The 11275-nt window shown below is 72.4% G+C and carries 10 protein-coding genes and 1 pseudogene; 8 read left to right on the top strand and 3 right to left on the bottom strand.

From position 1 onward, the window contains the following. The 4 genes and pseudogenes from ACIQGQ_RS18445 to ACIQGQ_RS18430 all read left to right on the top strand — a co-directional run. Positions 1-81, top strand: a pseudogene (locus ACIQGQ_RS18445) (electron transfer flavoprotein subunit beta); the annotation flags it as partial. A gap of 173 nt (positions 82-254) precedes the next feature. Then, positions 255-1217, top strand: a complete 963-nt coding sequence (locus ACIQGQ_RS18440) for an electron transfer flavoprotein subunit alpha/FixB family protein (RefSeq protein WP_402396879.1) — start codon at positions 255-257, stop codon at positions 1215-1217. Positions 1218-1512: 295 nt separating this feature from the next. Then, positions 1513-2490 (top strand): sporulation protein, encoded by a 978-nt coding sequence (locus tag ACIQGQ_RS18435; protein WP_402396876.1) that lies wholly within the window; start codon positions 1513-1515, stop codon positions 2488-2490. Continuing rightward, a complete protein-coding gene (locus tag ACIQGQ_RS18430) occupies positions 2490-2735 on the top strand; it encodes a twin-arginine translocase TatA/TatE family subunit (protein WP_402396873.1) in 246 nt (81 codons plus the stop codon). The genes ACIQGQ_RS18435 and ACIQGQ_RS18430 overlap by 1 nt, the downstream gene beginning before the upstream one ends. A gap of 67 nt (positions 2736-2802) precedes the next feature. On the opposite strand, the gene ACIQGQ_RS18425 is transcribed toward ACIQGQ_RS18430, so the two are convergent. After that, a complete protein-coding gene (locus ACIQGQ_RS18425; RefSeq protein WP_402396869.1) occupies positions 2803-5007 on the bottom strand; it encodes an NACHT domain-containing protein in 2205 nt (734 codons plus the stop codon). An 8-nt stretch (positions 5008-5015) separates the two neighbouring features. Further along, complete coding sequence (locus tag ACIQGQ_RS18420) at positions 5016-5804, bottom strand: DUF6801 domain-containing protein (RefSeq protein WP_402396866.1); 789 nt, start codon at positions 5802-5804, stop codon at positions 5016-5018. 506 nt (positions 5805-6310) lie between these two features. Between ACIQGQ_RS18420 and ACIQGQ_RS18415 the strand changes: the two genes are divergently transcribed. Next, on the top strand, positions 6311-7291 hold the full coding sequence (locus ACIQGQ_RS18415; protein WP_402396864.1) for a helix-turn-helix domain-containing protein: 981 nt from the start codon (positions 6311-6313) through the stop codon (positions 7289-7291). Between the two features lie 176 nt (positions 7292-7467). Here the strand turns inward: ACIQGQ_RS18415 and ACIQGQ_RS18410 are convergent, their stop codons facing one another. Beyond that, positions 7468-7932, bottom strand: coding sequence for a peptidase inhibitor family I36 protein (locus ACIQGQ_RS18410; RefSeq protein ID WP_402396861.1), 465 nt, complete (start codon positions 7930-7932; stop codon positions 7468-7470). A gap of 279 nt (positions 7933-8211) precedes the next feature. Here ACIQGQ_RS18410 and ACIQGQ_RS18405 point away from each other — a divergent pair, with 279 nt between their 5' ends. The 3 genes from ACIQGQ_RS18405 (at position 8212) to ACIQGQ_RS18395 (ending at position 11272) form a co-directional block, all read left to right on the top strand. Then, complete coding sequence (locus ACIQGQ_RS18405) at positions 8212-9144, top strand: 4-hydroxybenzoate octaprenyltransferase (RefSeq protein WP_402396858.1); 933 nt, start codon at positions 8212-8214, stop codon at positions 9142-9144. A gap of 27 nt (positions 9145-9171) precedes the next feature. Then, complete coding sequence (locus tag ACIQGQ_RS18400; protein ID WP_402396855.1) at positions 9172-10071, top strand: oxygenase MpaB family protein; 900 nt, start codon at positions 9172-9174, stop codon at positions 10069-10071. A gap of 136 nt (positions 10072-10207) precedes the next feature. Further along, positions 10208-11272 (top strand): biotin/lipoate A/B protein ligase family protein, encoded by a 1065-nt coding sequence (locus tag ACIQGQ_RS18395; protein WP_402396852.1) that lies wholly within the window; start codon positions 10208-10210, stop codon positions 11270-11272. Positions 11273-11275 lie beyond the last annotated feature (3 nt).

Genomic DNA, 11275 nt, shown 5'->3' with positions numbered 1-11275 from the left:
TCGGCGGGCACGGTCGTGAAGGACGAGGGTGAGGGGGGCCGTCTGCTGGCGGAGTTCCTCGCGGGTCAGAAGTTCATCTGACCGGTCGGGCGGGGGTCGTCCCGGGGTTTCCGGGGGTCCTGCGCCGTGCCTGTCGCACCTGTTGCGCCTGTTGCACCTGTTGCACCTGTCGTGCCCGTGGTGCCTGTGGTGCCTGTGGTGCGTGTCGTGTCCTGTTCTGTTGTTCTCTGCTAGTCGCGGGAGTCTGAAGTCTCATGGCTGAAGTTCTGGTTTTTGTGGATCATGTGGATGGTGCGGTTCGTAAGCCGACGCTGGAGCTGCTGACGCTGGCGCGTCGGGTGGGTGAGCCGGTGGCGGTGGCGGTGGGTGCGGGCGCGGGTGGTACGGCGTCGGTGCTGGGTGAGCACGGTGCGGTGCGGGTGCTGGTGTCGGAGGCGCCGGAGTTCGGTGAGTTCCTGGTGGTGCCGAAGGTGGACGCGTTGGCGGCGGCGGTGGCGGTGGTGTCGCCGGTGGCGGTGCTGGTGCCGTCGTCGGCGGAGGGCAAGGAGGTCGCGGCGCGGCTGGCGTTGCGGGTCGGGTCGGGTGTGGTCACGGACGCGGTGGACGTGGAGGTCGTGGACGGGGGTGTGGTGGCGGTGCAGTCGGCGTTCGCGGCGTCGTTCACGACGCGGTCGCGGGTGTCGCGGGGTGTGCCGGTGGTGACGGTGAAGCCGAACTCGGCGCCGGTGGAGCCGTCCGCGGCGGCGGGTGCGGTCGAGGCGCTGGAGGTGGGGTTCTCGGAGCTGTCGCGCGGGGTGCGGGTGGTGTCGCGTGCGGCGCGTGAGTCGACGGGGCGTCCGGAGCTGACGGAGGCGGCGATCGTGGTCTCGGGCGGTCGCGGGGTCAACGGTGCGGAGAACTTCGCGGTGATCGAGGCGCTGGCCGATTCGCTGGGTGCGGCGGTGGGTGCGTCGCGGGCTGCGGTCGACGCGGGCTGGTACCCGCACGCGAGCCAGGTCGGGCAGACGGGCAAGTCCGTCTCGCCGCAGCTGTACATCGCCTCGGGCATCTCGGGCGCGATCCAGCACCGGGCGGGCATGCAGACCTCGAAGACGATCGTCGCGATCAACAAGGACGCCGAGGCCCCGATCTTCGACCTCGTCGACTACGGCGTCGTGGGCGACCTCTTCCAGGTCGTGCCCCAGCTCACCGAGGAGATCAACACCCGCAAGGGCTGACGACCCCCGGGACGGGGAACGGGTGCGGGGCCGCGCGGTACACACCGCACGGCCCCGCACCCGTTTCCGCATCACTCCGTACAGCAAAAGAGCAGTAAAAGCACGGCAAAACGCGCACGTCAAGCGGCCCTTCGGACCACCTGGGCGATCCTTTTCGGACTTTCCCGCCACTCGGGCCCCCACGGCCAGGAGAAGCCCCTTCGGCGGCCCTATGCTCTACACGTTTGTAGAGAACGGGAGCCGTCGTCGGCGTTCCCGGACTCCCCCGTACGCACATAAGGGAGTGGACGCCTCCATGGTGTTCAAACGACTGCTCGGCTCGCTCGGCGTGGGCGGGCCCACCGTCGACACCGTCCTCGCCCCCGGGGCGACCGCCCCCGGCGGCCCGCTGTCCGGTGAGGTCCGGCTCAAGGGCGGCAACGCCGACTTCGACATCACGCACATCACGCTGGAACTCGTCGCCCGGGTGGAGGCCGAGCACGCGGAGGGCGAGGACGAACACGTCGTGGCCTTCGAGCGGTTCACGGTCGGCGGCGGCTTCCGGCTGGCCGAGGGCGAGCAGCGCACCGTGCCGTTCACGGTGGCACTGCCGTGGGAGACACCCGTCACCGAGCTGTACGGGCAGGATCTCGGCATCGTGCTCGGCGTGCGCACGGAACTCTCGGTCGCCGGGGCCAGGGACAAGGGCGATCTCGATCAGCTCGTCGTGGGGCCGCTGCCGGTGCAGGAGGCGGTCCTCGAAGCGTTCGGGCAGCTCGGCTTCGGCTTCAAGTCCGCGGACCTGGAGGCCGGCCGGATCGGCGGCACGGGTCAGCAGCTCCCCTTCTACCAGGAGATCGAGCTGTCCCCGTCGCCGCAGTACGCGTACGCGTTCAAGGAGATCGAGGTGACCTTCCTGGCCACCGCGGGCGGCATGGAGGTCGTCCTGGAGGCCGACCGGCGCGGCGGGCACGACGCGCTCACCCGGTTCACCGTCGCGCACGACGGCATCCACCACCAGGACTGGACCGCCCTGGTCGACGGCTGGCTCCAGCAACTGGCCGCGCACCACTCGGTGTACGCGGAGGGCTCCGCGTACGGGCACGGCGACCCGTACGCCGGCCACCACGACCACCACGACGGGGAGCGGCGCTCCGGTCCGGGCCTCGGAACGGCCGTCGCGGTGGGCGCGGCCGGGCTCGCGGTCGGTGTCGTCGGCGGCCTGGTCGCCGCCGAAGTCGTCGACGAGGTGGGGGACTTCTTCGAGGGCGACGACGAGGACGGTGACGACTGATGTTCGGCATCAGTGAGCTCGCGGTCGTCCTGATCGTGGTCGTGCTTCTCCTCGGCGCCAAGAAGCTCCCCGAACTGGCCCGTTCCGCGGGCAAGTCGGCCCGCATCCTGAAGGCCGAGGCCAAGGCGATGAAGGAGCCGCAGGACCCCGCGGCGGCGCAGGGCACGCCCCGGGTCATCCAGGGCGAGACCGTCGCCCGGAACGCCTCCAGCGCCCCGGAGAACGACCGGGGACCGCACGCCTGACACGGCGCGGCCGGTCACCGGGCCGATCGGGCCCCGGCGACCGGCCGCGCCGTCCGGGGCGCGCCGTTCACCCGGAAGCGGAGCCGCCCGGCGCGCCGGAGCCACCTGCCGGGCCGGAGCCGCGCGCGAGGAACTCCTGGAGCTCGCGGTGGCGGAACTGGTACGCGGTCCCGGCGGTACGCATCAGCCCCGCGCCGCAGCACCAGTCGAGGAAGCGCCCCAGGCGCCAGGGCAGCGCCCGGTCCGACCACCAGCCGCGTGTGCAGAGCAGAAGGACCACGTAGCGGGTGCCCGCGGCGCCCAGGGCGGGACCGGCGCCGGTCCTGAGCAGCGGGCCGAACACCCGCCAGGGCCTGAACAGCAGATCGAGCGTGCCCCGGAACCCGCAGCGGAACAGCCGGTTGTAGAGGAGTGCGAGCGCGCGCCCGCCGCCGAGCCCGAACAGCACCAGGTAGATGAGCACCGCTCCGAGCGCGAGTACCGGGCTGAGCGCGTACCAGTAGAACGGGATGAACCCGATCCCGACCACGAGGCCGGTCACGATCCCGGTCATGAGGTCGTCCTTCACCATGGCCCGGGGCGATGTGTTCCCCCGTTCCGTACGGATCTCGGGCAGGTCGGAGAGCACGCCCGCCAGCCCGGAGCCGACCAACGCCCCGCCGAGGAGCCCCAGCACCGCCCCGTACACGAGCCCGATCGTCAGTCCGACGACATCGCCGATGTCGAGCACGACGACGATCCCTCCCCAGAAGAGGCCGCCCGCGATCCCGTTCAGGAGCTGGCGTCTTCCGGTACCGGTCCCGACGGTCACCCGTTCCAGCCGGGACGGGACGGGCCAGGGAGGACCCGCCACGAGGAGGGCGCCCAGCGCCATGAGCGCCACGTTCCTCACGTACACGCGCCAGTCGTCGAGCAGGGCGGCGGACACATCGGCGGCGGCCCACACCGCGACGGTCAGCAGGACATGGACGGTGCGGGCGCGGCGGGGCCCGGCGAGCGGCCACAGTTCGTGGAGGACGAGATCGGTGCCGGACAGGCGCCGCCCGGCCACTTCGCCGGTGCCGGCGTTGTTCGCCTGCAGGTAGCGGGCGAGAGTCGTCAGCCAGGTGTCCACCTGCCTTCGGGTGTAGGGCGCCTTCCCGCCGCCCGTGGCGGGGGCGTCGCGGATGAACAGGTGCAGCAGCCGGTCCCGGACCTGTTCCGGGGTCTCCGGGGCGGGATCGCACAGTTCCCGGGGGTCGTGGGCCCAGTTGTCGTCGGGGCCGGACTCGTCGTAGACGGCGAGGGCGATGGTCAGCCGCCAGGGGGTGGACAGGCCTCGGGCCAGCGGGCCCGTCGGGGCGGCGCGGAGGGCTTCGAGGACCGGTGTCCAGCGGCACGGGTCCTCGGCACGGGCGGCGATGAACGCCTCGGTCGCGGCCAGGCCCACGGGGGCGATGTCGATCCGGGAGGCGTCCCGCGCCCACAGGCCCGCGGCTTCCAGGGCGTTGTAGGCGCCGTGGCGGCAGGTGAGGATGAGCTGTCCCTTGACGACGCCGTGGACATAGGCGTTCATCGCCTTCAGGGCGGCGGCGGCGCGGGAGCCGCGCCCGGGCGCCTCGCTGGCGTCCATCTCGTCGAGCCCGTCGAGCACGGGAAGGACCAGGCGGGCATCGACGAGGGCGGCCGCCGAGGCGGGGCGCAGCCGGTGGGCGCGGGCGATCTCTTCGGCGAGCCAGGTGTCGAGGCTGTCGCGGCGCGGGTCGAAGGTGGACAGCGACAGCCGTACGGGGACGGGGTCGCCCGGTCTCCGGTCGGTGAGGAGGCGCAGCATGAGGTGGAGGGCGAGGACGGTCTTGCCGGCTCCGGGAGCCCCGGTGACGACGAGACGGCCGGGGCGGAGCGCGCTGTAGTAGGCGGCGACGTCCTTCAATGTGCCGTGGGGTGCCGCCCCCGTCCCGCGGTGGGCCGGGGAGGGAAGGAAGCCGAACTCCAGGTCGATGGTGTCGGTACTGCTGCCCAGAAGCCCTTTGTGGACCTCCTCCTCGTGCTTCCTGATGACGACGGCGAGACGGTCGGCGAGCGGGGCGGCGTCGGTGTCCGTGCCCGCCTGGGCCACCCCCGCCTGATAGAGGCTCACGACCGTCAGTACCAGGCCGGCCGCCCCGAGCACCAGCCCGCCCGGATCCACGTCCCCGGTCCCCGCCCGTACGGCCACGGCGACCGCCGCCCCCACGGTCACCACCGTCAGCACCAGCCAGCCCCGGCGCGGCTGCCGCATCGCGAGGGACATCCCTCCCGTCACCTGGAACGCGAGCGGAAACGGAAGAGGGCCACGGCCGCGCAGGCGACGGCACCCAGGGCTGCGGACCCCACCGCCAGCGGGATCAGGGTCCCGGTGCCCCGGCTACCGGTCTCGGCCATGGCGCCGGAGGAGCCGGACGGCTTCTCCCCGGCCGTGTCCGGCTTCGTCCCGTCCTCCTCCTGGCCCTGGGACGCCCCGGTGGTGCCGGAGGTGCTCGTGCCGGCCGTCCCGGACGGGGCCGGTCCGGTCGTCGCCCCGCCCTTCTCGGTGACGTCGAGCGACGCCACGACGTCGTTCTGGCCGGGGTCCAGGCTGCACGGCAGGCCGATCTGGATGGTCACCAGGCCCATGCGCGCGCTGACCTGCGCCTTGAGGTCGCCGACGGCGATCGTCGCCCGGCCCGGTGTGTCGAAGGTGCGTGTCGGTGCGTTCCCGGTCGCCTTGACCGCGAACGCCCCGGACGCCGGAACGCTGGTCCTGGCCACCCGGAACCGTACGGTCAGGGGGGTGTCGCCGGTGCCCGGTGCCGTGACCCGGGCCTGTACGTCGACGGTGCCCGAGACTTCCGTGACACCGAGTCTGCGCAACTCGCCCGCGTCGGCGGCGCTCACCGGCACCGTCGCGTGGATGACGAACTTCGGGGTGGCCTCGCCGACCACGGCCGACGCCGGGACGTCCGCGTCGATCCTCACCTCGCCCCGCCGCTGCTCCTCCTTCGAGACGGAGCAGGTGTACCGGAGCGCGGGCGCCGCCGGGTCCGCGGCGGCGGACCCGGTCCCGAACACCCCCACTCCCGCGAACGCGGCCACCGCGGCCGCCGCCAACCCCCGGGCCCCGCGGCCCGCCGGGCCCGTGCGAGCGGCACGGGGCGTCGCACGCCGCTCGCGCGCGTGCGGATTCCGGATCAGTTCGTCATGTGCCATCTCGGTCCTCAGTCAGGTGCTCGTACCTCGGGTGATCAGGGGTCCGGCGCGCGATGCGGGGCTGATGGGCTCCTCGGCCGTCCGGGATCCGGCGCGCCCTCGCGCGCGGCGGCCCCTGCGGCCACCGTAGGACGCGGCCGCGCATCCGGAATTGCGCGTGCGCGTACAAAAGTTGCCGCGGCGCGCAGCGGAGCGAATTCGGCGCACACCTGTGCGGAACGCGCCGCCCTTTGCACACTGCCCGGCCCCACTGTCGTCCACTACGCTATTGCGGCGCCTTTGGATGGACTCATGCCATGAGCGCGAGAACCGGATGCGGGTACGCGCACGGTGAGACGGTGGGAAGACCTGGGTGAAAGGTGTCTTCGATGGCCTCGGGAACCTACACGGTGAGTTCATGCACCACCCAGGACGTGACGTCACGTGACCGCGCCGAATTCTGGGGCGCCCATGTGACGTCGTATCAGGGCCGGATGAGCTACCGGTATTCGCGCACCGACGACTTCCACGCGGGAACGGTCCGCCAGCACACCGACACCTACCAGCTCGTCCAGTGGTGGTCGGAGACGATCGAGTACACCCGGACCGCGCGTCAGGCGCGGCACGAACCGGACGAGGACTACCGCCTGGTGCTGCCGGTCTCCGGGGAGATGGTGCTGCGCCAGGACGAGCGGGAGCTGCGGCTGGCACCGGGGACCGGGAGTCTCCTCACGTTCAGCGCACCGTTCGAGCTGCTGCAGGACGCCTCCGCGCGGGCGTTCATCCTGTCGATCCCCGCCCGGGAGGTGAACGGACGCCTGAACCGGTCGTCGCCGCTCGCCGTGCGCCTCGGTCTCGGCTCGGGCCTCGGCCGGGTGGTGGGCGACATGCTGGCCGTCCTGCACGAGGAACGCTCCACCCTGACCAGCAGCCAGTTCGACGCGGTGGCCGAGCGGCTGGTCGAGCTGGTGTGCCTGCTCGTCATGGGCGACGACCGGCCCACCCCGTCGGGCCGCCTGCCGGAGGTGGAGACGGTGGTCCGCCGGTACGTCCGCGAGCACGTGGCCGACCCCTGCCTGACCGGTGCCACCGTGGCGCGGTCCCTGGGCTGGTCGCTCCGCCAGGTCCAGCTGGCCCTCCAGCACGCCGGGACGACCCCGAGCGAGCTGATCCGGGAGGAGCGGCTGCGGCTGGTGAAGGACCGGCTGCGGACGCCCGCGTACCGGCACCTGACCATCACCGAACTGGCCCACGCCTCCGGATTCTCATCCTCCAGCGCCCTCAGCACGGCATTCCGGCGGCGTTTCGGAGTATGCCCCCGCGATATGCGACGGGGATTTCCGTCCGACGGCGATACGTGCGGGAGCTGACCGAGAACGTTCGGATTCCCGGCCACTTCCATGCGCGGCCGTCGGCGGAATACGGGCGAAGCCATTCTTCGGAAATCGGGTTGGGGAAGAACCGCATGCCGGTATGCCGGCCGAAGGACGTACAACACGCGCCCCGGACCGCGAGGGGCCGGGGCGCACGTCCTTCGGTCATGTTGTCAGCAGGGGCGGACGTACCAGACGGGGGAGAAGTCATACGAGGTGTACCCGTAGATGGTGCCGTTGGAGTCCCGGCCCCGGACGGAACCGATGACGGTGAACTGCCGGTTCATGAAGACGGCGGTCGTGTCGAAGGTCTGGTTGTTCCACACCGAGCCGGCCCCGTTCCACTGGACGAGCCGGTAGTCGCCGCACTGGTACAGGTCGAACCGGGTGCCCGTCATGTTCGGGCCGGTGTACAGGCACACACGCAGGTACGCGCAGTCCTTCCCGTCACCGGTGGCGCGCACGCCGTCGACACCGTCGACGGAGGCCTGGCTGTTGTCGCCCTGGATGGTCACCCCCCGCACGGACGGGGCCGTGTCCGCCTGCGCGGACGCGGCTCCGGTGACCAGCGCGAGCGGGACGAGCGCCGCGACGAGCACGGCGCGCAGAGCGGTGACAAGCATGGTGCGTAAGGCCATGATTCCTGACTCCTGATCGCATAGGACGGGGCGGCCCAGGCGGGCGGCCCCGGACGTGCGGGCGGGACGGCGCGGCTCGCCGACGGCCGCGGAAGAACACTGCGCCGGTTTCCCGAAGCGCGGATTACGGGTGTCTTCCCGTGCACGTACACCTCCGGGAACTGATGGTGCGCCACCACCGGATTCGACGGCAAACCCTTCGGGGCGCCGGAGTGTTGGGGCGGAGAACGCCTAGGTTGGGCCGATCGGCACGCCCCCGGGAAAGGGACACGGATCGGCATGACCATCACCTCACGCACCCCCGAACAACTCCGACTCCCGCGCCCCGCCGCCCGGTTGGTGGCCCGGAGCCCCGCCGGGACGCGGCCGTACCTGGAGCTGTTACGACTGGACCGGCCGGTGGGTTCCTGGCTGCTGGTGGTGCCTGGCTGGATAGCCCTGGGGGCGCTGGCCGGACCGCGCGACGGGGTCCTGCTCGGGGCGATGCTCCTGGTGTACGGGGTGCTGTCGCGGGGAGCCGCCTGCGGGCTCAACGACGTGCTGGACGCACGGTTCGACGCACAGGTGCCGCGCACGGCGGGGCGCCCCGTAGCCTCCGGTCGGCTGGCGGCCGGGCGGGCGCTGGTGCTGTGTTTCGCGGTGGGGGCCGCCGCTCCGCTGGTGATGGGGTTCTGGAGCGTGGAGGCCGTGGTGTGGGCGGCGGCCGGGGCGCCCCTCGCGGCGGTGTACCCGTACATGAAACGGGTCACCCACTGGCCGCACGTGTGGCTGGGGATCACCATGAACTGGACGGTGCCGCTGGTGTACGTCCTGCTCACCGGAGGGTTCGGACTGCCGGGACGGGTGCTGTACGGGGCGCTGATCTGCTGGGCCGTGGGCACGGACGTGATCTACGCCTGCCAGGACCGGGAGGCCGATGTGCGGGCCGGGGTGCGGTCGGCCGCCGTGCTGCTCGGGCGGCACAGCCGGGTGCTGGTGGGCGGGGTGTACGCGGGGTGCGTGGTGCTGCTCGGCTGGTTCGGGGTGGCGGCCGGGCTCGGCCCGCTGTTCTGGCCCGGACTGGGCGTGGTCGCGGGGCAGTTGGGGTGGCAGGTCTGGCGGGCCGACCCCGCGGACGCCGGGAGCTGCGGACGGGCGTTCGCCACCAACCCCCTCTGCGGACTGCTCGTCCTGGTGGCCGTGCTCGCCGGGCGGGTCGGTACCCTCGGCTGAGGTGAACGGGCCCTGGAGGTGCTGGCTGTGCTGGTGGGACTGCGGAAGCGGATCGGGGCGGAACTCACCGCGACCATGCACGGCGGGGACCTCAAGCTGGAACGGTACGCCGGGCCGCCCGGCGATCCCGGGCTGTTTGGGATCACGCCCGGGGATCCCGTGTGGCGGGTGCACGGACAGGCCACCGGGATGCTCACCGGCGGGTTCGCCGCGCTCATGCTCCAGTCGCTGCACCCGCTGGCCATGGCGGGGGTCGACCAGCACTCCGACTTCCGCGCCGATCCGGTGGGGCGGCTGAACGGGACCGTACGGTTCATCACCGCGACCACCTTCGGTTCCTCGGCCGCCGCCCGCGAGGTGATCGGCATCGTCCGCCGGATCCACACCCGGGTGCACGGCACCGCCCCGGACGGCCGCCCGTACCGTGCGGACGACCCCGACCTGCTGACCTGGGTGCACACCGCCGAGGTGCACAGCTTCCTCGCCGGCCACCAGGCCTACGCGCCCCGGCGGCTCCGGCTGACCCCCGCCGAGTGCGACGCCTACTACCGCCGGGCCGCCCCCATGGCCGAGGCGCTGGGCGCACGGAACGTACCGCTCACCTCCCTGGAGGCCGAGCGCCACCTCACCCGCCTCCGCCCCGAACTCCACGCCACCGAGGCCGCGTTGGACTCGGTGCGGTTCCTCCGCCGCTTCGGACGCACCCGGCGGGAGCGGCTGGTCGTGCACCTGCTGATGAACGCCTCGGTCGGCCTCCTCCCCGGCTGGGCCCGCGCCGAACTCGGCATCCGCCGTCCGGCCCTCGTCCGCGCCGCCTGGGACCGCCCCCTGGCGGCAGCCGTCGGCCGCGTCCTCCAATGGGCGATCGGCCCCTCCCCGATCCAGGCCGCCGCCCGGGGGCGGCTCGCGGGGACGGCGCGGGGGTGACGCCGGGCGGCGGGGGCGGGCGGCCGCCCGCCCTGATCGGGCGTTAGAGTGCGATGCGCATTATGTACGTGTCTTTCCCTGATGTCTGAGAGACGGGCCCGGTCACCGCGCCGCCGCCCTGGAAGGAATCGAAACCGTGCATGGCGAGTACAAGGTGCCCGGCGGCAAGCTCGTCGTCGTGGACCTGGAGGTCGAGGACGGCGTACTGCGCGATGTGCGCGTCGCCGGGGACTTCTTCCTGGAGCCCGACGAGGCGATCCTCGCGATCGACGGCGCCCTGGAGGGCGCGCCCGCTTCGACGGACGCCGCGGGGCTGGCGGCCCGGGTCACGGCGGCGCTGCCCGATTCGGCCGTCATGCTCGGGCTGACCGCGGAGGGCGTCGGCATCGCGGTCCGGCGGGCGCTGGCCCACGCGACCGAGTGGAGCGACTACGACTGGCAGCTCATCCACGAGTCCCCGCAGTCGCCCGCGCTCCACATGGCGCTCGACGAGGTCATCACCACCGAGGTCGCCGCGGGGCGCCGCCCGCCGACGCTCCGGGTCTGGGAGTGGGACTCCCCCGCCGTGATCATCGGCAGCTTCCAGTCGCTGCGCAACGAGGTCGATCCCGGGGGCGTCGAGCGGCACGGGGTCACGGTGGTCCGGCGGGTCTCCGGCGGCGGCGCGATGTTCGTCGAGCCGGGCAACACGATCACGTACTCGCTCTCGGTTCCGGAGGCCCTGGTCTCCGGGCTTTCGTTCGCGGACAGTTACGCGTATCTCGACGACTGGGTGCTCGGCGCGCTCGGCGACATGGGCATCAAGGCCTGGTACCAGCCCCTGAACGACATCGCCACCGAGGCCGGGAAGATCGCCGGTGCCGCCCAGAAGCGGATGGTCGGCCCGGACGGCGGGCCGGGGGCCGTGCTGCACCACGTGACGATGTCGTACGACATCGACGCCGACAAGATGCTCGACGTGCTGCGGATCGGCAAGGAGAAGCTCTCCGACAAGGGCACCAGGAGCGCCAAGAAGCGCGTCGACCCGCTCCGCCGCCAGACCGGCCTCGCCCGGGAGCAGGTGATCGACAACATGATCGCCTCCTTCCGCAACCGCTACGGACTGACCGGCGGCGAGGTCACGGCGGAGGAGATGGCCCGGGCCGAGACGCTGGTGCGGACCAAGTTCGCCACCGACGAGTGGGTCGCCCGGGTGCCGTGAGGA

This window comes from Streptomyces sp. NPDC092952 (assembly GCF_044754785.1).
Lineage (GTDB): Bacteria > Actinomycetota > Actinomycetes > Streptomycetales > Streptomycetaceae > Streptomyces.
Note: the sequence above shows the minus strand (reverse complement) of the source record. Positions and strands in the feature narration are given on the sequence as shown.

Coding starts and splice junctions, on each gene's coding strand:
- ACIQGQ_RS18440 (WP_402396879.1), top strand. CDS start 255: ATGGCTGAAGTTCTGGTTTTTGTGGATCATGTGGATGGTGCGGTTCGT.
- ACIQGQ_RS18435 (WP_402396876.1), top strand. CDS start 1,513: ATGGTGTTCAAACGACTGCTCGGCTCGCTCGGCGTGGGCGGGCCCACC.
- ACIQGQ_RS18430 (WP_402396873.1), top strand. CDS start 2,490: ATGTTCGGCATCAGTGAGCTCGCGGTCGTCCTGATCGTGGTCGTGCTT.
- ACIQGQ_RS18425 (WP_402396869.1), bottom strand. CDS start 5,007: ATGTCCCTCGCGATGCGGCAGCCGCGCCGGGGCTGGCTGGTGCTGACG.
- ACIQGQ_RS18415 (WP_402396864.1), top strand. CDS start 6,311: ATGGCCTCGGGAACCTACACGGTGAGTTCATGCACCACCCAGGACGTG.
- ACIQGQ_RS18410 (WP_402396861.1), bottom strand. CDS start 7,932: ATGGCCTTACGCACCATGCTTGTCACCGCTCTGCGCGCCGTGCTCGTC.
- ACIQGQ_RS18405 (WP_402396858.1), top strand. CDS start 8,212: ATGACCATCACCTCACGCACCCCCGAACAACTCCGACTCCCGCGCCCC.